Genomic DNA, 20,026 nt, shown 5'->3' with positions numbered 1-20,026 from the left:
TTCGCACAATATTGAGTTGCATTATTTACCGCCTTACAGCCCGAACCTCAATCCGATAGAAAGACTGTGGAAGGTCATGAATGAGCACGCGAGGAACAGCGTGTACTTCAAAAATAAGCGAGATTTCAGGTCCGCACTGGATAAATTTTTCAAAGAAACATTACCCGATATTGGTGAAAGTTTAGCGTCGCGGATCAATGATAATTTTCAGCTCTTTACCCACGCATCTTCAGGTTGATTGGGTATATAAGGTCGGTAGTTTAAGACCCCGCGCCAGCGCTTCTTCTAACAAGGGGATGGCCTGCGTTTTTCGATCATTATCCAGCGCCATGCTGCCTAGATTATGGCTGGCACGGGCCGAACCTAAGGCTCTGGCTTGTTCATAGTATTGGCTGGCGGTGGCATTGTCTTGCGTGACGCCACGGCCGAGATGGTAGGCTTTACCCAGTAAGAATAACGCCTCAGCATTGTTCTCTGCTGCTTGCTGCTGTGCTTGTTGCAAGAAAGCGTCGTATTGTTGTTGCTCAAATAGCTGTTCCAGAGCGGACTTTTCTGCAGTTGCTGCAAAGCTTACGGTCAACAGTAATAGGAGAGTCGCAATAGTGAATATCTTCATAACATCCTTGTCGTTAAGCGGGTACTTGTAAGCGGTAGTGCTAGTGAAGTTGTTTAACGTAGAGGCTTGTTATGCTATAAGCAAGCCTTGTGGTTTACCACTGTGTTATGGACAGGCGGATGAATTGCAGCGGTAGCACTGCCGTGTGTTGGCGTTACATGGAAGCCGACGATAGCTAATCGTTGATTAGCTGAGTCCGAAGTTTTTTAGTGGTATTCAATATTGTGGGAGATGGGCAATACGTATCTTCATTCCTGAACTATAGGCTTCACGCTCTTATTATTGCTTTAGTACAGTTGACACTGAATCAATTTAATCATTTTTTGGTAAATAATTTTTATAAAAATATAGTATTAATAATAGGTTAGTTTTCTTGGCTGCGATTTATATTGCAGGTGTGTGTTTCGCTTTATATCTCATCTAAAAATCTGACAGCCCAATAATTTTTGTTATTAGGCCGCAGATTTAAAAGCTTTTTTCAGGGAGCCTAAACCTAAAGCTTAAAATGCGAGACCACACCGACGAGTTGTTCCTTCGTCGCGGCCAAAGAGGTTGCGCTATTGAGGGTGGCTTTACCGCTTTGATTCAGTTCATCGACCATTTCACGAATGGTGGTCAGATTACGGTTTATCTCTTCGGTCACAGCGCTTTGCTCTTCTGCTGCGGTGGCGATTTGATTACTGAGCCCATTAATATCGAACACATAAGTGGTCAGGGTATCAAGGTTTTCCGTCACTAGATTGGTGGTATCGGCGGCTTGCTGGCAACTGTGTTTAGTTTGCTCCATTGCGGTTACGGCGGCATTGGCACCAAGATAAAGTTGTTCCAGCATCTGGTTGATTTCTGCGGTACTTGCTTGCGTGCGCGCGGCCAGTGAGCGAACTTCATCGGCGACAACAGCAAAGCCTCTACCTTGTTCACCTGCACGGGCGGCTTCGATGGCTGCATTAAGCGCTAGCAGATTGGTTTGATCGGCAATTTCACCTATTACATTCAAAATCGCGGCGATATGACGAGTATTTTCGTTCATATCATTAATCGCATCAGCAGCGACATCGACTTTAGCGACCAAGGCAATCACAGTGTTGGCAGCTTGTTCGACGGCTTTCTTCGATTTATCCGCTTGCGCATTTGCTTGTTGAGTAAACTGGGCAGCAGATGCTGCATCACCTGCGACATTATGGGCCGTGGCGCTCATTTCAGTCATGGCTGTCACGACTTGGTCGGTTTCGACGGCGTGGATTTGCAGTGCATGATTATTGGCATTTGACTGTACATTCAATTGTCCTATTTGGTCGGACATATGATCCGAGGCTTGGGCAATTTCAGACATAATTTCACGTAGATTACCTATCACGCTGTCGAGATCTTCTGCGAGTGAGCAGAGCTCATTTTGTCCTTTAATATTTGTTTTATGAGTTAGGTCGCCATGGGCAAGACGTTCCATTACCCGTTTTATTTCATTGATTATGTGGACGAGTTGTTTACTCATAATGAGGGCGCTAAAGAGTGACGCTACAATCGCGAACAAGATCAATCCCAGTAGGATGCTTTCTGTTGAGGTGACTTTATCTTCAGCTTGTTTGCCTAACTCATGATTTCGCTGAGTGATCAGCGTGACCAATTGGTTGATTTGATTACTGACCTTAGGCCCGAGCGCAGCACGCTCAGCGGTTAGTTCAGGTACTGCTCCAGTTTGTTTAGCGAGTGCCAGTTCTTCTTGGTAGAGACGAACATAATGTTCTGTTTGTGGCAAAAGTGTGTGAATAGCTTGAGCATCAGCGCCCATGAAGTCGGTATTAAATTTGGTCAGTTGAGAGACAAGCTGTGCGACATTATGTTGTTGATCTGCGATAGCTTTACCGTTGTGGACTAAGGTGGCTAAGCGCAGCTCAAAAAAGGATTCTCGTACTGTAGTGAAAGTTTCTGCGAGCTGAGTGTTGTCGACTAGGCTTTTACTGGTCTCACCGAGTTCGTTAAAACTGCGATAGCACGAAATACCTATGATGATCAGTAAGATACTTGTAAACACTGATGGCAATGCCGTCAATGTACTGGTTTTGGCATTTTTAAACATGGTGACCTTCTAGGATAAAAAGCAGCAATGCGTAATTTAATTACGCTATAGGTAATTTTAGCGTGCGCGTGAGCTAGCCAGCAAGAGAGTATTTTATGGAAATGTCTACTAAGATACTGTTTTTAATTGAATTGTTTTATTGGTGTTGCATCTGGTTGGTTGCTAAGTTACGAAATGTTGTGTTGTTTAAATTCAACTTTTATCTAGATGATTGTTTTTATTATTAAATAACTATGATACATGCAATTTTTTTACAGTGATTTAGCATTTAAATTGGTCTTTGTGATCTCGTACTCAAATGCTACAAATGATTCAAAATGTAATTCAGACATATAGTTAAAGCCGATGACTCATGCTGAAATAAAAGCCCCCGCCAGTAGTGATTGACGGGGGCTCTACGTTTGCTAGTGGCTAAGTATTTTTGGAATACTTACAACTAGATTTCAGTCTTATTCTTTATATTTAAGCGTGCCGTTGGCTTTGATTTCATCAAACCATAGGTTGTGATGTTGGCTGGCCCAGTTTTCATCACAGTAGCCTGACACCATACATTCCATACCACCTTCTGACATCACAGTTGCCATGAAGATGTGTACGATAGAGAAAGCACAGATCACGATAGCGCTCACTGAATGCAGTACCAGGGCGATCAAGCTTAATGTACGGCTTGGCTCGAACAGGTTAGGGAAGAGTAATAACATGCCCGAGGCTGAAATGACTAATCCAAACAGGGCAAATGCCCAGAACCACATTTTCTCACCCGCGTTAGCAAAACCTGCATCTGGGTGCTTACCTTTGAACGGACCAAAGTTAATGTAACCGCCTACTACCATGAACCACTTAACGTCGTACATTTTTGGCAGCTGGTTTTTCGCCCATAGGGTGGTCATCAATGCCCAACCTATCATGAAGGGAATCGCCATCACGTCATGGATTTGCTTCGCGCCATAGACGATTGCTTCCCAGATGCCTTCGCCCAACCAAGGTTGGAAGAAAAAGCGACCCGCCAGCAAGGTTAAGCCTGTTAAAATCAACAGTAAGCATGGAATCGCGCCTAACCAGTGGATTGAAACATCAAACTTAGACCAGCGATGCACTAACTTGCCTGAAAAACCATGGTGCAGCTTGGAGATGCCATTCACCTTGATAAATAGGACAAAGATAATGATCATACCGAATAGTGCAGCCATTAAGGCGGGCGCTAACCAGTCGCTACGCAGCTCTAATACCCGTAAATCGTAGGTATTGATAGGCTGAGCATGAAACTCACTTTGGGAGGTAGTGTATCCCGTGGCACCATCCTTCAGTTGCGCCCAAATTTGGGCATCAGACTGTTGAACTTGATTCGCCAGTTCATCACCACCATTGGCTATACACACAGCACTAAATAACAGTGCTATGGCTAAACCTATGTGTTTGAACCATTTGTTCATCATACATCCTCTCTCACTTAGTCGCGCCCACCTAGATAGGCGCTAAGCTAAGTCTGTGGACAGATCCTGTTGACCTGAATTAATTCCAAGCCGCGTTTTTAGCACCACGATAAGCCACACGCTCACGGAAGATGCTTGAAACCACTTCGGCATCACCTGCTAACAGGGCTTTAGTCGCGCACAGTTCTGCACACATCGGCAGTTTGCCTTCGGCAATACGGTTTGAACCGTATTTTTGGCGTTCTGCATCTGAGTGGTTTTCTTCTGGGCCACCGGCACAGAAGGTACATTTATCCATCTTACCGCGGCTACCAAAGGCACCTTTTTTCGGGAACTGAGGTGCGCCAAATGGACAGGCGTACAGGCAGTAACCGCAACCAATACAGGCATCTTTGTCGTGTAACACTATGCCGTCGTCGGTTCTGTAGAAGCAGTTTGCTGGGCAAACCGCCATACAAGGTGCATCTGAGCAATGCATACAGGCGACAGAGATTGAGGCTTCACCACGTTGACCATCGTTGATTGTCACTACGCGGCGGCGTTGGATACCCCACTCGAGAGCGGAGTCGTTTTCGTTTTTACAGGCAGTGACACAACCGTTACATTCGATGCAGCGCTTGGTATCACACAAAAATTTCATTGTAGCCATAATGGCAATTCTCCTAGCTTAAGCTGCACTTACGCTTTAACAATCTGACAGAGTGATGCCTTGGTTTCCTGCATTTGTGTCACAGGGTCATAACCATAGGTCAGCGCAGTGTTACAAGATTCACCAATAACGTAAGGCACTGTTCCCTCTGGATAATTAGGCGCTAAACTTTCTCCGTGCATCACACCCGCAAAGTGGTATGGCATAAAGGTAACGCCGGGTTTTACCCTTGGGGTAACCATGGCTTGTACCTTAATACGGCCACCTTCGGCGCCTTCTAACCAGACATCGTCACCGTTACGAATGCCGCGATCGGCAGCGTCGGCAGGGCTTATCTCAACGAACATTTCCTGTTGAAGTTCAGCCAGCCAAGGGTTGGAGCGAGATTCTTCACCACCACCTTCGTATTCAACCAGACGACCCGATGTCAGTACCAGCGGGTACTTGCCGCTCATGTCTTTGTCTTGGATAGACTTATACAGCGTAGGGAGACGGTGTACTTGCATGTCGTCATAGGTTGGGTATTTTGCCACTAAGTCACGACGTGCTGTGTATAACGGTTCACGGTGTACAGGGACTTGATCAGGGAAAGTCCAAACAATACAACGAGCTTTAGCATTACCAAAGGGGATACAACCGTGCTTGATCGCCACGCGCACTATGCCGCCTGACAAATCTGTTTTCCAGTTTTTACCTTCGGCTTCCGCTTTTTCTTCTGCCGTCAGATCATCCCACCAACCCAATTGTTTGAGCATATCGGCAGTAAATTCTGGGTAACCGTCTTGAATTTCAGCGCCTTTAGAATAAGTGCCATCGGCTAAAATGCTTTGACCCTTATATTCAACACCGTAACGGGCACGGAAGTTACCACCGCCGTCTTTAACGTGTTTGGCTTGGTTATAGAGGATCTGAGTGCCAGGGTGTTTAGCCTCTGGCGTGCCCCAACATGGCCAAGGTAAACCGTAGGTTTCGCCTTTAGCTGGGCCGCCTGCGGCTTCCAACGTCTTGTTGCTGAAAGTGCCCCAGTTTTGGGTGTGTAACTTGATACGCTCAGGGCTTTGACCTGTCATACCGATAGTCCACATACCGCGGTTGATTTCACGGGTGATTTCTTCAATCACAGGTAAACCATTTTCAATCGCGATGCGTTTAGTGTACTGCTCGGCAATACCCAGTTTTTGGGCTAAACGGTACATGATTTCGATGTCGGTTTTAGACTCGAACAGTGGCTCGATGACTTGCTCACGCCACTGGATAGAACGGCCTGAGTTAGATACTGAACCGTGAGTCTCAAACTGAGTTGCCGCAGGCAGCAGATATACGCCATTCTTACGACGGTGCATAACACCTGCCATCGTTGGGAATGGATCGACAACGACGACTGTATCCATCTTGTCTAAGGCATCACGCACTTCACGTTGACGGGTTTCAGTGTTGACAGATTGTCCCCAGAAAAACGCCATACGGATATTATCTTTTTGCGCTAACTTACTCTTATCTTCTAACACGCCATCGTGCCAGCGCGAGCAAGGAATACCTGGCGTAGTCATTGGATCTTTACCTAAGTAGGCGGTTTGATCGAAACGACCTTTCACCCATGCCATGTCCAGATCCCAAACATGGGTCCAGTGACTCCATGCTGCTGAGGTCAAACCGTAGTAACCGGGTAAGTTATCAAATAACAAACCTAAGTCAGTTGCGCCTTGTACGTTATCGTGGCCACGGAAAATGTTAGTGCCGCCACCTGAAACGCCCATGTTGCCCAGTGCTAATTGCAGAATACAATAAGCGCGAGTGTTGGCATTACCAACGTGGTGTTGAGTTCCACCCATACACCAAATCACAGTGCCAGGACGGTTATCAGCCATTAATTTAGCCGCTTGATAAACCTCGGCTTCGCTCACACCAGTGATGTTTTCGACTTCTTTAGGTGGGAATTTCTTCACTTCAGCACGGATACTTTCCATCTCGAAAACGCGGTGCTTGATAAAGGTTTTATCTTCCCAACCATTTTCAAAAATGTGCCATAACATACCGTAAATAAACGGAATGTCAGTGCCTGGGCGAATTGCACAATGCAAGTCTGAATGCGCTGCAGTGCGAGAGAAACGTGGGTCAACGACGATGATTTTGGCGTTGTTTCTTTCTTTAGCGATCAGAATATGTTGCATCGAAACGGGATGCGCTTCTGCTGGGTTTGCCCCGATCAGGAAGATGGCATGAGCATTCTGGATATCGTTGAAAGAGTTCGTTTGCGCACCGTAGCCCCAAGTGTTAGCAACACCGGCTACCGTGGTAGAGTGACAAATACGAGCTGAATGGTCGACGTTGTTTGTGCCCCACATCGCCGCCAACTTGCGGTACATGTAACAACCTTCGTTAGAAAACTTAGCGCTACCCATGAAGTACACTGAGTCTGGGCCAGATTCTTGACGAATGTTGAGCATTTGGTCGCCCACTTCGTTAATAGCATCTTCCCAAGAGATTTTTTTCCACTTGCCATCAACCAACTTCATTGGATATTTCAGGCGTTTTTCACCATGACCATGCTCACGCAGTGCAGCACCTTTCGCGCAGTGACCGCCAGCGTTGAATGGGTGGTCAAATGCGGGTTCTTGGCCCGTCCACACACCATTTTGTACTTCGGCATACAGGCCACAACCGACGGCGCAGGCACTACAAATAGTACGTTTGATTTCGATTGGCGCATCATGCGGCACTTCTTTGGCTTCGACACGACGCATCATGCCTGTGCCCATCAGAGATGCTGCAGCAATACCACCTGTGGCGATACCTGCGTGCTTCATAAATTGACGACGGCTGATGCCTAACGCCGGTTTGTCTGCCACTGTGGCAACATTGGACTTGCGAGTTAACTTCATCGCTGACTTCTCCTAGATTAGCTGCGCAAGCTATCGTAATAGCTGCTGATATGCGCAGTTTCGTGGTAACCCTTTGACTCTTTAGTGGTTACCTTGCTGCTCTCGCTGACCTGTGCCACGCTCATGCCGGTTGCGGCAATGGCGGCACCCGCTACGCTGCCGACGGTGAGCGCTTTGAGCAAAGATCGGCGAGATAAATCGCTGGGTTGCTGCTTCATGCTGACTCCTGAAATTAGGGTTTAGTTTTTGAGATCGCACGGCTTTTTGTGGGGTTCATCTTGTTATCAAAAAGTGAAGATTAGCGGCGGAAAAGATAATGAAATCATCTTGTTTACCATCAATCATCGCGCGTGACGGCAATATAGTAGGAAAGGGTTGAGTAGGAATTGATCTAGGACAGTTTGCAGCCCTGAAATCGGCAGCCGTTCTCTTAAAGCGTTAACTCGCTCATAGTTTAGTGAACTACTGGGGAGGATGGCGTTGGTGGATTTTTGTATCTCGCTGTTTCAGTTGTTAATTTTTTGTGCTTTTGAATTAATGCGATGGGTATCAGTGCGAATAAAAAACACCCCGCGAGGCGGGGTGTTTTGAGGATGTAAAAGCTGCGGTTTAACTTAGTCTTTATACTTTAAGCTGCCGTTGGCCTTGATTTCGTCATACCAGAGATTATGGTGCTGGATTGCCCAGTTTTCATCACAATAACCTGACTTCATACACTCCATACCGCCTTCGCTCAGTACGGTCGCCATCCAAATATGCACTATAGTAAAGGCAATCAAGATAATGGCGCTGATAGAGTGGATCAGCAGCGCGCCCATAGAGGCTTCGCGGGGTAAATCCAAGCCTGGCAATACCAACATGATGCCAGATACGCTGATGAATAAACCAAACAACATCAGGGTCCAGAACCACATTTTTTCACCGGCGTTAGCGAAACCACTGTCAGGGTGCTTACCTTTGAACGGGCCAAAGTTGATATAACCACCTACCACTAAAAACCATTTCAAATCATACATCTTGAAGGTTTGTAACGGCATCCATTTCACCACACATACAGCCCAAGCCGCGATAAAAATGGGACCAGCCCAATCGTGGATTGTTTTGCTGCCATAGATCAATGGCGCCCAAAGGTCGGGCCCTAACATTGGCTGTATGACATGCTTACCTAACATTATGGTTAGACCGGTAAACATCAGTGCCAGACAGCTGCTCGCCATGATCCAATGGATCCACAGATCCGCCTTTGACCAGCGCGAAACCATCTTGCCTGAAAAGCCATGACTCAGTTTTGATGGACCATTCACCAGATAAAACAATAAGAAAGCACCAAACACACCTACCACGGCTAGCGCCATGACGGGGGTTAAGTATTCATTTCTCAGTTCTTTACCTTGGTTACCGGCAACGTTAATCAACACCCCAGTATCTATTCCTTTGGCAGTGGTATAGCCGGCATCGCCTGCTTTTACCGCTCGCCAAAGATCGGCATCGCTGGTTTGCGCTTTCGCCTGTTGTTGACTCGATTGCTGATCACTTGCGTGTACTGGGTTTGAGCTCATGACTGAACCTAATCCCAATCCCATGACGAGCACCAACAGAGCAAACAGACTGCGCAGTGATTTGTTTAACTGTTTGTTTAACATTTTCACTCCTTGCCAGAGGTTAGGGATTTCTCCCTAACCCTCGCTCTGCTTAGTTAATCTCACCTGTCTTGGGGTTGTAACCCCAAATCACGTTAGGATTGCCTCGAGAGGCCATACGTTGACGGTAAATGTTTGATACCACTTCCGCATCACCTGCGAGCAGCGCTTTAGTAGAACAAAGCTCAGCACACATAGGTAACTTACCCTCAGCAATACGGTTGGCACCGTATTTTTTACGCTCGGCTTCGGAGAAGGTTTCTTCTGGGCCACCGGCACAGAAAGTACACTTGTCCATCTTGCCACGACTACCAAAGGCAGTCTTTTTCGGGAATTGCGGTGCACCAAATGGACAAGCATAGAAGCAATAACCACAACCGATACAAGTATCTTTGTTGTGTAGCACTATGCCGTCTTCGGTACGGTAGAAACAATCTGCCGGACATACGGCCATGCAGGGAGCGTCAGTACAGTGCATACAAGCCACTGAAATTGAGGCTTCGCCAGGTAGACCATCGTTGATCGTCACCACGCGGCGACGTTGAATTCCCCACTCGAGAGCGGAGTCGTTTTCGTTCTTACATGCAGTGACGCAACCGTTACACTCGATGCAGCGCTTGGTGTCACACAGAAATTTCATGACTGCCATAATGGCTTATCTCCTCATCAAGTAGGTTAGGCTTTGCTGATTTGGCATAGGCTGGACTTAGTTTCTTGCATCTGAGTCACAACGTCGTAGCCATAAGTTAAAATGGTGTTTGCAGATTCGCCTATCACGTAAGGCACAGTGCCTTCAGGATAGTTTTTCGCTAGGCTTTCGCCTTCAAACACCCCAGCAAAGTGGTATGGCATAAAACATTCACCGGCAATAACGCGCGGTGTCACCATAGCCTTAACCGTGATTTTGGCGCCTTCTGGACCATGAACAAAAACATTGTCACCGTCGCGAATACCGCGATCCGCTGCATCAGCAGGGTTCATTTCGATGAACATTTCTTGTTGTAGTTCAGCTAACCAAGGGTTAGAACGGGATTCTTCACCACCACCTTCATATTCCACTAGGCGGCCTGATGTGAGTGCCAATGGGAAGTCTTTAGCAAAATCCTTGTCTTGAATTGACTTATACAGTGTCGGTAAACGAGCAACCATACGATCTTCGTAGGTGGGGTATTTAGCGACTAAGTCACGACGAGGCGTGTAAAGTGGTTCGCGGTGGCGTGGAATATCGTCTGGGAATGTCCATACAATACAACGAGCTTTAGCGTTACCGTAAGGGATACAGCCGTGCTTGATAGCAACACGTTGGATACCGCCGGAAATGTCAGTTTTCCAGTTTTTGCCTTCGGCGTGTTTTTTCTCGTTTTCGGTCAGGTCATCCCACCAACCTAATTGCTTAAGCATATCGGCGGTAAATTCAGGATAGCCATCTTGGATCTCACTGCCTTTAGAGTAAGTACCTTCGGCAAGAATATTATTGCCTTCATGTTCCACACCATAGCGAGCACGGAAGTTACCGCCACCGTCTTTCACATGTTTGGCTTCGTTATACAGAATTTGGGTACCAGGATGTTTCATCTCTGGTGTGCCCCAACATGGCCAAGGTAAGCCGTAGGTTTCGCCTTTGGCAGGACCGCCGGGGGCTTCGAGGCTGTCAGCATCAAAAGTACCCCAGTTTTCTTGGTGCATTTTTAAACGCTCTGGGCTTTGTCCGGTATAACCGATAGTCCACATACCTGTGTTAAATTCGCGGGTGATATCTTCAATCAAAGGCTCTTCACCATTGACTTTAATATGCTTGAATAGCTCTTTATCTATACCCACTTTTTTGGCGAGTTTGTACATGATCACATGATCAGGCAGGGATTCGAACAGGGGTTCTATGACCTTAGAACGCCATTGTACTGAGCGGTTAGTCGCAGAGATTGAACCGTAGGTTTCAAACTGGGTTGCCGCAGGAAGTAAATAAACCCCATCTTGACGTTGGTGCATAACACCCGCCATGGTTGGGAATGGATCGACAACGACGACGGTGTCCATTTTGTTTAAGGCTTCACGCACTTCACGGCCACGGGTTTCAGTGTTGACCGATTGTCCCCAGAAGAACGCCAGACGAATATTGTCTTTTTGCGCTATCTTGGTTTTATCTTCTAACACGCCATCGTGCCAGCGCGAACAAGGAATACCCGCAGAGGTTTGCGGTTTTTGTCCTAGATATTCGCCTTGATCGAAACGGCTCGCTACCCAATTCGGGTCGAGATCCCACACATTATTCCAATGGGCCCAAGCGCCAGTCGTTAAACCGTAGTAACCTGGTAAGTTATCAAATAACAAACCAAAGTCGGTTGCGCCTTGCACGTTATCATGGCCACGGAAAATGTTAGTGCCGCCGCCAGGTACACCCATGTTGCCCAGTGCTAACTGTAAAAGACAGTAGGAGCGAGTGTTAGAGTTACCCACGTGGTGCTGAGTACCACCCATACACCAAATAATGGTGCCGGGTTTGGTTTCAGCCATCATTTTGGCGACGCGGTACATCTGCGCCTTTGGTACACCCGCAACTAACTCAACTTCTTCAGGGGTATACTTCTTCACTTCCTCGCGGATACGATCCATGCCATAGACACGGTGTTTGATAAACTCTTTATCTTCCCAGCCGTTTTCAAATATGTGCCATAACAGGCCATAAATGAAGGGGATGTCTGTGCCAGGACGGATATGCACGTACTCGTCAGATTTCGCTGCAGTACGGGTGAAACGTGGATCAACAACGATGATTTTGGCACCGCGTTCTTTACCAATCAAAATATGCTGCATGGCAACAGGATGCGCTTCACTGGGGTTTGCCCCAATAAACATGATGCACTTAGAGTTGCGAATATCGTTGATTGAGTTGGTTTGCGCACCGTAGCCCCAAGTGTTAGCAACACCGGCTACCGTGGTAGAGTGACAAATACGGGCAGAATGGTCGACGTTGTTCGTACCCCACAATGCCGCAAATTTGCGATATAAATAAGCTTGTTCGTTAGAGAACTTAGCGCTACCCATAAAGTAGACTGAATCTGGGCCTGACTCTTGACGAATTGAAGCCATTTTATCGCCGACTTCATTAATCGCTTGATCCCAAGAGATCTTTTTCCATTTTCCGCCTTCTAACTTCATGGGGTATTTCAGGCGTTTTTCGCCGTGACCATGTTCACGCAGTGCAGCACCTTTCGCGCAGTGACCGCCAGCGTTGAACGGGTGATCGAATGCGGGTTCTTGACCCGTCCATACACCATTTTGTACTTCTGCATACACACCACAACCTACGGCACAGTGAGAACAGATGGTACGTTTTACTTCGGTGGGAACATTATGGCCAATATCTTCTTGGGCCTGTGCTTTACGCATCATGCCTGTGCCCAGCATGGACGCCGCAGCGATCCCTCCTGTGGCAAGACTTGCCGATTTTAAGAACTGACGACGATTGAGACCCAGTGCTGGCGCTTTAGCTTCGACAACCTGGTCTGTTTTGCGGGTTAATCGCATCACACACTCTCCTCTATTTTAGTTTTAAAGCGACGCATAATAGCTACGAATATGGTCGGTTTCGCGGTAGTTCTCACTTTTAGGCTCTGTGGTCGCTGCCGTTTTTGTCGAAGCTAACGCTTGACTACTCACAGTGACCACTGCGCCTGCCGCACTGCCGAGTGCCAATGCTTTAAGCAATTGACGACGGCCCATGTCGGAAGCTGGCTTCTTCATAGTGTCTCCTTGTGTTACTGGATAAGGTGGTACAAACGGCTACCACCTCGGTTATTGTGGAAGCCTAAGCTTCCGTTATTGTTGCTAAGGTGAACATTAATCTCACCTTCGTAGTTTGAACTCATCTCTAACATTTACATTTAGCACGCACATGCCGCGCTATCACTCAGTTTAGTCTTAGTTCATTAACTCTACTGGTTTTGCTAAATCGCTGGTGGCTGGCTGTAAGTCTGCGCTGCCTGGGCAATTGACTGGAATATCTAAGCTTAATTGCTCAAAAGCACTGGCTTCCATTGCAAAAAAAGCTTTTGCTAGCTGTGCAACCGTGGCGTAAAACGCCGCACTTGGCGCTTTGGCTAAATTGTCGCAAAAACGGCCAATCCAGCTGCCGATATGGCGTTGGTAAAAAGCCAATTGGCGATAACTTGGCGCTTCTAAAATCAGGGTTCCCATCACTTCACACAGGGCGGCAACGTGATCTTCGGGTTCCTTGACGTTGTCTTCGCGTTCAAACCCTAGTTGCATTAAGTCTTGGCGTAGCAATGCCAGTGGTTTATCCATCAATGAGCCCGTCATAAACCAGCTGCCGTAGGGCAGGATCTCACCGCAACCTACACCGAGGAACAGGGCAAAATACTCGTCTTCTAGTTGTGCGCTGTTGAACTGCTGTGCGGCGAGTTGGAGTGATAACCAAGCTTTAGTCATCTCGTTGTCTTCATTGGCATCAATTTCAAGATTGGCCAAAAAGTGTAGCAGTTCAGGGCTTGGCTGACGGCGCAATAGGGCGGCTAACAGTTGATAGATATCGGCTCTCAACTGATCGTTTTCTGAAACTTGTCTTACTGATTCGGTCATAGCGGATCTCTTATCGCAGTTGCTTTTCAGGATCTTGAAGAATGTCTTCAAACATGTCTTTTACCCGGCAGTCGCCACACATTTTCAAGCGTTCAATATTGGCAGAAAATGCGCTGTGCGCGCCGACCATATCCAGCATCCGATGCACCATAGATTGGGTCGCAAAAGGAGAGCCGCAGCGAATACATTCGAAGGGGGCTTCTTCTTTCAGGGTGTGTTGTTGCTGACGGGCAGCTTTATTAAAGTTAATTTGCGGGGTTAGGCTGATAACCTTTTCAGGACACGCTGCCTCACATAAACCGCATTGCACGCAGTTTTGCTCGATGAAGTGTAGTGCAGGTTTGTCGCCACCATCTTGTAATGCCATCGTGGGACAAATTGCCACGCAGGACATACACATAGTGCACTTTTCTACATTCACACTGACTTTGCCAAAGGGAATATTGTTGAGGCTAAGGCAAGTATCAATTTCACCCGCTTGGCTATTGAGGTGATCGATCGCTTCAAATAGCGTATTGCGTTTAGTGGTCGAGGCAAATGCAGCGGGCACGATCACGGGCCAATCTAAGCTGATATCGAGCATCGAATCTAAATCGGCAAGCATGCTCGGGTCGATGAGGCTAATGCGTTGTGGCTGGCCCATTTCATCTAAAATGCTATTGGCTAACGACAGTTCGCCTTTAAGCATTTGCGTTAGGGTTGGCGCTGTTGCGTCTGTGTTGAGGATCAGCACTTGGCGCGCGCCCCAAGCGAGTACTGACAACCAATGATCTACGCTAGCAACGGTAATTTCTTCGAGGGCAACGGGGATGATGTCGCCTGCTAAATCGTCACTAATAAAGTTGGCGCCGACGGCATTATCGTGGAACAAGATCACTGGTGCGGTTTGTGCTTGCTCGCGGAACCGACTAACAATTTTGTTCAGGTATGAATGCAAAGCTTGCGGCGTAGGTAAATCGTAACTGATAGCACCCGTTGGGCAAGCGCTGGAACAACTGCCTGCGCCGTGGCAAAGATATGGATCGATTTCAATTTTCTTTGCGACACTACTGATCGCATCTGCTGGGCAGAAGTTGAGGCAACGATTACAACCATTGATGCCATTGCGGTCGTGGGCACAGATATCTGGGTTAATTTTGACGTAGCGCGGCTTATCAAATTGGCCGATGAGATCGGGAATTTGCGCAAGGGCATCTTCGAGTTTTTCAGCGTCTTGGCCTACGTAAAAATAGCCGGGTGGCAGCATTTCTAAGTTCAAACAAGCTGCGCTGCTCAAATCGAGCACGATATCGAAATGGGGTTTACGGATTGACACTAAACTGAGTTCGGCAGCACCATCTTGATGTTCAACACTGACTTGAAATTGGCCTAAAAAGCCTTTTACACCAATGAGTTTGTTGTAATAGCTTTCGACATCAGTTGCCGCTGCCATGACACGTTCTAGGTGCACTTCATCTTGGCTGGTAATGGCTTCGTTGGCTAAAATCACCCTATGGGCCATAGTGGACAATTTGTCCGCGGCGAGGCGAGCCAGATCTTCTGGGCCAATAATAAGAACATTGCCTTCGGTGGTATAGCTGACAGTTGGCGGGATCAGATTCTGCAACATCTGAGTTTGCGTTAATACCTGTTGTCGCGCTTGTTTTAACGCTTCTTGGGTTTGATTGGTCATCAAATAAGTGCTCACATTGCGTTCCTGAACAGTACTTTGGCTGTTTCTTGTTTTACTGTATCTGGGCAGATTTAGGCGGCTGGTAATAAGTAAGTCATTGCCTTTTCTGCTTTTATCTAAGCTTTTTTATATCTTAGTACAGCAATTCACATACCAAAGTTACGGACATTAAAATTAGCTAAACTGACGTTAAACAACTCGGGTATGTACCTGAGCTAAGGGCTCTGGTGCATTTTGGGGTAGGTCATCAGTCTCCCCATCCAAATTGTCCGTTATCGGCTCAGCTGCCCATTCGACTTCGACTTCATTAGTCTCATGAGTTGTTGTTTCGCTTACATCAAGACTCATGGATGGATTGCTTTCTTCAGTTTGTTTGGCTAAAACAGCTGATTCTTCATCCGAGGTCTCACTGTCTTCGGCTATGTAACGGAAGACTTTTTGCATCAATTCAGCTGAGACTTCTGCACTGAGTTTCGGTTGATTACTGTAATCGAGTGCATATTCCAAAAGCCCATCTATCTCGTTGAAATGCGGTTGTTTCCACAGTGCTCGTAGCGCGGCAGATTTAGCCGCAGGGTCAACATTGTCGCCCATAAAACTCGCAAAGCTGCCGCCTATTTCAATCTCGTCGGGATTGGGTAAATCCGCTGCAGTGAGGATGCGATTAGGATCGTCATGCTCTGCAGTATTAGGTTCAAAGGCTGACTCTGTGGGTTGAAGCTGCTCAACTGCCATAGTGGGCTCGGCTACGATGGTCTCCAGAGGTGTGATTTCCCCGTCAGCCTCTCGCGCTTCTTCTGCTGCAACTTGTTCGCGCCGTTGGTTCCAGCGACTCAGTAGCCCGCCTGTTTTTTGTATGGATTCAGCCATTAGTCCCTCCGCAATGGATCGTGACTCGGGCCTTGATTATTACGGCCATCGACATGTTTACGGCGATGAGCGGCAATTTCGACTTCACCATATTGGGTGATAAAGGCTTCAATCCAACAAGCGATAGCTTTTGGCATCAATAAGTTGAGGACAGGGGTATTGCCCTCAAGACAACCCGCCGCGACATTCTGATCCGCCGATAATGCCGCCGGTATCCAAGTGCCATCGGCCGTTTCATCACATACTAAATACAGCATGGCGTTATCTAAATCGAGATTGAGGCGATAGCTGGCGCGTTCGTCTTTGTGCAGTTCGAGTAGCACTAAGGTTGCATCGTCTGGGGCTTGATGGGTGGCGGGAAGTAGGTGATCAATTTCCCATTGTACTGAGGTCCAGCGGCCAACTTGCTTCTCTACTTTCTTGAGTGAAACGTACATAGGCCAAACACTAGTTGTATGTTGCATTGTCTCTCCGTCTCAGCCGTGTTGATGGACAAACCGTAGAGTGAACGGTTCGGTTTTACCAACAAATTGCGATAAAAGGTCACTGCAATATTGGTGCCAGTAAACATAGTGGATTAGTTTGAGCTAGATCATCAAAAACACCCTATAAATTGGACATTTTGTCCAGTACAGGATTTTGTTTGGGACATAAAAGGGCTAATGAAAAATCAGCATTGCGGCAGATCACGCATTTAACCCCAATTTTTATGTCTAGGTATAAATATTGCTATGCTCTGGCCATGACTCGTTAAGCGGTAACATTATGATCTCTGAAAATATCACTATTCCTGATAACAACATGAGCACAGATAGCGAAATAGCGGTAGCCAATCCTTCTCAAAAAACTCAGCATCAGTGTTCTTTTGTGAGAACTCAAGTGGAAGTACCGCTAACCATTGCTGTAAAAGCAGTGAATGAAGCTGGGGAAGTGTTGGATAAATTTGTCGCCTGCGAACGTCCGCTTACCGTGTATTTGAACTGGCGACCAATAGTGACACTTATGACCCTAGGGGCGAAACCTGAGTCACTGGCGTTAGGTTATCTTAAGAACCAAGGCTTTATTTCGGATGTGAGCTTACTGGACTCTGTTATCGTCGATTGGGATGTGAGTTCTGCAGCCGTGGTTACCCGTGAACAAACCGCTGAACTTGATGAGAAACTCTCTGAAAAAACGGTGACATCAGGTTGTGGTCAAGGCACGGTTTATGGCAGTTTTATGCAAGATTTAGATGGCATTAATTTACCAACGCCAAGTCTTAAGCAAAGCACCCTTTATAGCTTACTGAAAAATATCAACGAATATAACGAAACCTATAAAAATGCGGGTGCTGTACACGGTTGCGGCTTGTGCGAAGACGATAAAATTATGGCTTTCGTCGAGGATGTTGGCCGTCATAATGCCGTAGATACTTTGGCTGGGGATATGTGGCTGACTCAGGATCGCGGCGATAATAAGATATTTTATACCACTGGCCGCTTAACTTCGGAAATGGTGATTAAAGTCGCCAAAATGGGGATCCCTATATTGCTATCACGCAGTGGCGTGACTCAGATGGGCTTAGCACTAGCGCAGCAGTTGGGTATTACTATTATTGCCCGCGCTAAAGGTCGTCACTTTTTGGTGTACCACGGTAGTGAAAATCTGCAGTTTGATGCCAATACGGCTCCTTAGCCCCAAGGCAGTTTGATGCCAATACGGCTCCTTAGCCCCAAGTTAGCTAAGACAGTAATGCTAAGACTTACATGCAGTAACGAAGAATAAGACAAGGAAACAAGATGACGTCTGCCAGTGAATTGGTCTACATGAGCGCGAAGCAAGTGGCCGAGTATTTAGATCTTAATGAGAAAAAAGTCTACGCCATGGCTAATGACAGAATTCTCCCCGCCACTAAAATCACCGGTAAATGGCTATTTCCGAAAGTGTTAATCGACCGTTGGGTAATGGATTCTTGCCACAGTGGCATGCTGACCGACCGTTTATTGATCACTGGTAGTGACGATCCACTATTATCTATGCTGGTGGCGCGTTTGATGGCGCAAGTTGGTAGCCGTGAGTTGATAAGCTACAGCGCAACAGGTTCACGCTTAGGGTTAGAGTTGCTTGCTAAAGGTTATGCCGATGTGTGCACCTTACACTGGGGTAGCATGGAGGATAGAAATATTCGCCACCCAGCTTTACTTAAAGGTTATAACAACCATCAGCAATGGATCATGGTGCATGGTTACTCTCGTCAGCAAGGGTTGATCATGCGTGCCGATATGCACCACAGATGCCAAGAAGAAGATAAAGTCGTGAACTTGCCTTGGCGTTGGGTGAGTCGTCAGGGGGGCGCAGGTAGCCAACAGCACTTAGAGCATTGGTTGTTAAAGCAAGGTGCTCGCTTAGATCAACTTAATGTCGTGCTAACGGCCTATAGTGAACGCGAGTTGGCGGGTTATATCGCTAGGGGGGATGCCGATATTGGTTTTGGTTGTCAATCTGTGGCTTTGGAAAGTGGTTTAAGTTTCGTGCCGCTGATTAAAGAGTCTTTTGATTTCGTTATGCCGCAAAGCATTTACTTCCGTCGTCAGCTTCAACAACTTTTTACTATGTTGGCGAGCGGTCACTCGAGGCAAATGGCGGCACTACTTGGTGGCTATGATCTTACAGACTGCGGACAACTGCTATGGAGTGCGAGCTAATCCACTCAACTCGGTAATGGATTAAGGTGAATAGAGTTGAATGGTCTCTGAACTACTTATTACTGCTACTACATGCTGATATCTAATGTAGCCAGTTACTAACGAATAAGTATCAAAGAGACCCTCTTTATATTGCTGATTACGTTGTTTCGACTTTCTATGGTGGGTTGATGGGAGGCAACTACTATATTAGGTAAAGTATCTTCATCGCCAAATACACTCAGAGTGTCATCTTCTTCTGTTGTTCCCCGTCATTCTCCCATAAACGACTCCATATAAAAGTGGAGGTGAGATATTCCGGTTCGAGCAGCCGTTATTCTCATTTAAATCTGATAGCATTTATGCTCATGATCCCTTTGTCTTGATACTGTACGCTGGTAATCAATTGGGCCAAATTACAGATAAAGCGCTATTTTGTGGATAACTTTGGGGGTAAGTAGTGGGTATCTTGTGGCTAGATTAGATAATTAGAATTAACTGCAAATTTCCTTAAAATAGGGGTTGCACAAAAAGTTTCACTGCCTATAATGCGCATCCACTGACACGGCAGACAGCGTTAAGCAGGCTGGTGTGACAGTTCATCGATGAGTTTACTGATTGATGAGTGTTGAGAAAGTTTGTAAAAACTCCTTGACGCGAAACGGGAAATGCGTAGAATACGCAGCCCTAGCCAACTGGAAGCGTTCGACGCTCAGTCTGGTACTCAAGTTCTCTTATGAATATTGAGTTGCTCTTTAACAAGATAAAACAAGAAATCTGTGTGGACACTCACAGGTGTTGAGTTAATCGAAACTGCTTAGCCTTCGGGTTGGCAGTCAAAAATTTAAATCAATGTAACAATGAGTGTTCATAGTAATATGTACAGTTTGTTTCTTTAGTTAGAAACAAAAAATCAGAATTCATT

The 20,026-nt window shown here is 46.7% G+C and carries 17 protein-coding genes; 3 read left to right on the top strand and 14 right to left on the bottom strand.

All coding sequences use genetic code 11. The features are described 5' to 3' along the window. Positions 1-238 (top strand): transposase (locus L5M38_RS21870; protein ID WP_263179589.1); only part of this gene is annotated, 238 nt, incomplete at its 5' end. Here the strand turns inward: L5M38_RS21870 and L5M38_RS21865 are convergent. The 14 genes from L5M38_RS21865 to L5M38_RS21800 all read right to left on the bottom strand — a co-directional run bounded on the left by L5M38_RS21865 (position 230) and on the right by L5M38_RS21800 (position 16,902). Continuing rightward, on the bottom strand, positions 230-616 hold the full coding sequence (locus tag L5M38_RS21865; protein ID WP_263180299.1) for an SEL1-like repeat protein: 387 nt from the start codon (positions 614-616) through the stop codon (positions 230-232). The two genes, L5M38_RS21870 and L5M38_RS21865, sit on opposite strands and share 9 nt — an antisense overlap. A 493-nt stretch (positions 617-1,109) precedes the next feature. Next, positions 1,110-2,693, bottom strand: a complete 1,584-nt coding sequence (locus L5M38_RS21860) for a methyl-accepting chemotaxis protein (protein ID WP_263180297.1) — start codon at positions 2,691-2,693, stop codon at positions 1,110-1,112. Positions 2,694-3,142: 449 nt separating this feature from the next. Beyond that, positions 3,143-4,126, bottom strand: a complete 984-nt coding sequence (locus L5M38_RS21855; protein ID WP_105250559.1) for a formate dehydrogenase subunit gamma — start codon at positions 4,124-4,126, stop codon at positions 3,143-3,145. A gap of 79 nt (positions 4,127-4,205) precedes the next feature. Next, a complete protein-coding gene (gene fdh3B / locus L5M38_RS21850; RefSeq protein WP_105250558.1) occupies positions 4,206-4,775 on the bottom strand; it encodes a formate dehydrogenase FDH3 subunit beta in 570 nt (189 codons plus the stop codon). A gap of 29 nt (positions 4,776-4,804) precedes the next feature. After that, positions 4,805-7,657, bottom strand: coding sequence for a molybdopterin-dependent oxidoreductase (locus L5M38_RS21845; RefSeq protein ID WP_263180296.1), 2,853 nt, complete (start codon positions 7,655-7,657; stop codon positions 4,805-4,807). Between the two features lie 17 nt (positions 7,658-7,674). Further along, on the bottom strand, positions 7,675-7,875 hold the full coding sequence (locus L5M38_RS21840) for a twin-arginine translocation signal domain-containing protein (RefSeq protein ID WP_105250556.1): 201 nt from the start codon (positions 7,873-7,875) through the stop codon (positions 7,675-7,677). Between the two features lie 396 nt (positions 7,876-8,271). After that, entirely contained in the window at positions 8,272-9,300 is a 1,029-nt protein-coding gene (locus L5M38_RS21835) for a formate dehydrogenase subunit gamma (RefSeq protein ID WP_113940318.1), read from the bottom strand. Positions 9,301-9,349: 49 nt separating this feature from the next. Next, positions 9,350-9,946: a formate dehydrogenase FDH3 subunit beta gene (gene fdh3B / locus L5M38_RS21830; RefSeq protein ID WP_006083566.1), complete on the bottom strand. Its 597-nt coding sequence runs from the start codon at positions 9,944-9,946 to the stop codon at positions 9,350-9,352. A 26-nt stretch (positions 9,947-9,972) separates the two neighbouring features. Next, entirely contained in the window at positions 9,973-12,825 is a 2,853-nt protein-coding gene (locus L5M38_RS21825; RefSeq protein ID WP_113940319.1) for a formate dehydrogenase subunit alpha, read from the bottom strand. A gap of 24 nt (positions 12,826-12,849) precedes the next feature. Continuing rightward, entirely contained in the window at positions 12,850-13,041 is a 192-nt protein-coding gene (locus L5M38_RS21820; protein WP_113940320.1) for a twin-arginine translocation signal domain-containing protein, read from the bottom strand. 177 nt (positions 13,042-13,218) lie between these two features. Then, positions 13,219-13,896 (bottom strand): molecular chaperone, encoded by a 678-nt coding sequence (locus L5M38_RS21815; protein WP_113940321.1) that lies wholly within the window; start codon positions 13,894-13,896, stop codon positions 13,219-13,221. Between the two features lie 10 nt (positions 13,897-13,906). After that, positions 13,907-15,568 (bottom strand): 4Fe-4S binding protein, encoded by a 1,662-nt coding sequence (locus L5M38_RS21810; protein WP_263180301.1) that lies wholly within the window; start codon positions 15,566-15,568, stop codon positions 13,907-13,909. A 189-nt stretch (positions 15,569-15,757) separates the two neighbouring features. Then, positions 15,758-16,438, bottom strand: a complete 681-nt coding sequence (locus tag L5M38_RS21805; RefSeq protein WP_263180295.1) for a DUF3306 domain-containing protein — start codon at positions 16,436-16,438, stop codon at positions 15,758-15,760. Then, positions 16,438-16,902: a DUF3305 domain-containing protein gene (locus L5M38_RS21800; protein WP_105250549.1), complete on the bottom strand. Its 465-nt coding sequence runs from the start codon at positions 16,900-16,902 to the stop codon at positions 16,438-16,440. The genes L5M38_RS21805 and L5M38_RS21800 overlap by 1 nt, the downstream gene beginning before the upstream one ends. 337 nt (positions 16,903-17,239) lie before the next feature. On the opposite strand from L5M38_RS21800, the gene L5M38_RS21795 reads away from it, so the two are divergent. After that, a complete protein-coding gene (locus tag L5M38_RS21795; protein WP_263180300.1) occupies positions 17,240-18,112 on the top strand; it encodes a formate dehydrogenase accessory sulfurtransferase FdhD in 873 nt (290 codons plus the stop codon). 104 nt (positions 18,113-18,216) lie between these two features. Beyond that, entirely contained in the window at positions 18,217-19,122 is a 906-nt protein-coding gene (locus L5M38_RS21790) for a helix-turn-helix transcriptional regulator (protein ID WP_006083558.1), read from the top strand. Positions 19,123-20,026: the final 904 nt, after the last annotated feature.

It is taken from the genome of Shewanella sp. SM101, from assembly GCF_025654465.1.
Classification (GTDB): domain Bacteria; phylum Pseudomonadota; class Gammaproteobacteria; order Enterobacterales; family Shewanellaceae; genus Shewanella; species Shewanella oncorhynchi.
Note: the sequence above shows the minus strand (reverse complement) of the source record. Positions and strands in the feature narration are given on the sequence as shown.

Excerpts from the sequence above, each read along its gene's own strand:
- L5M38_RS21865 (WP_263180299.1), bottom strand. The coding sequence starts at position 616 with ATGAAGATATTCACTATTGCGACTCTCCTATTACTGTTGACCGTAAGC.
- L5M38_RS21860 (WP_263180297.1), bottom strand. The coding sequence starts at position 2,693 with ATGTTTAAAAATGCCAAAACCAGTACATTGACGGCATTGCCATCAGTG.
- L5M38_RS21855 (WP_105250559.1), bottom strand. The coding sequence starts at position 4,126 with ATGAACAAATGGTTCAAACACATAGGTTTAGCCATAGCACTGTTATTT.
- fdh3B (WP_105250558.1), bottom strand. The coding sequence starts at position 4,775 with ATGGCTACAATGAAATTTTTGTGTGATACCAAGCGCTGCATCGAATGT.
- L5M38_RS21845 (WP_263180296.1), bottom strand. The coding sequence starts at position 7,657 with ATGAAGTTAACTCGCAAGTCCAATGTTGCCACAGTGGCAGACAAACCG.
- L5M38_RS21840 (WP_105250556.1), bottom strand. The coding sequence starts at position 7,875 with ATGAAGCAGCAACCCAGCGATTTATCTCGCCGATCTTTGCTCAAAGCG.
- L5M38_RS21835 (WP_113940318.1), bottom strand. The coding sequence starts at position 9,300 with ATGTTAAACAAACAGTTAAACAAATCACTGCGCAGTCTGTTTGCTCTG.
- fdh3B (WP_006083566.1), bottom strand. The coding sequence starts at position 9,946 with ATGGCAGTCATGAAATTTCTGTGTGACACCAAGCGCTGCATCGAGTGT.
- L5M38_RS21825 (WP_113940319.1), bottom strand. The coding sequence starts at position 12,825 with ATGCGATTAACCCGCAAAACAGACCAGGTTGTCGAAGCTAAAGCGCCA.
- L5M38_RS21820 (WP_113940320.1), bottom strand. The coding sequence starts at position 13,041 with ATGAAGAAGCCAGCTTCCGACATGGGCCGTCGTCAATTGCTTAAAGCA.
- L5M38_RS21815 (WP_113940321.1), bottom strand. The coding sequence starts at position 13,896 with ATGACCGAATCAGTAAGACAAGTTTCAGAAAACGATCAGTTGAGAGCC.
- L5M38_RS21810 (WP_263180301.1), bottom strand. The coding sequence starts at position 15,568 with ATGACCAATCAAACCCAAGAAGCGTTAAAACAAGCGCGACAACAGGTA.
- L5M38_RS21805 (WP_263180295.1), bottom strand. The coding sequence starts at position 16,438 with ATGGCTGAATCCATACAAAAAACAGGCGGGCTACTGAGTCGCTGGAAC.
- L5M38_RS21800 (WP_105250549.1), bottom strand. The coding sequence starts at position 16,902 with ATGCAACATACAACTAGTGTTTGGCCTATGTACGTTTCACTCAAGAAA.
- L5M38_RS21795 (WP_263180300.1), top strand. The coding sequence starts at position 17,240 with ATGAGCACAGATAGCGAAATAGCGGTAGCCAATCCTTCTCAAAAAACT.
- L5M38_RS21790 (WP_006083558.1), top strand. The coding sequence starts at position 18,217 with ATGACGTCTGCCAGTGAATTGGTCTACATGAGCGCGAAGCAAGTGGCC.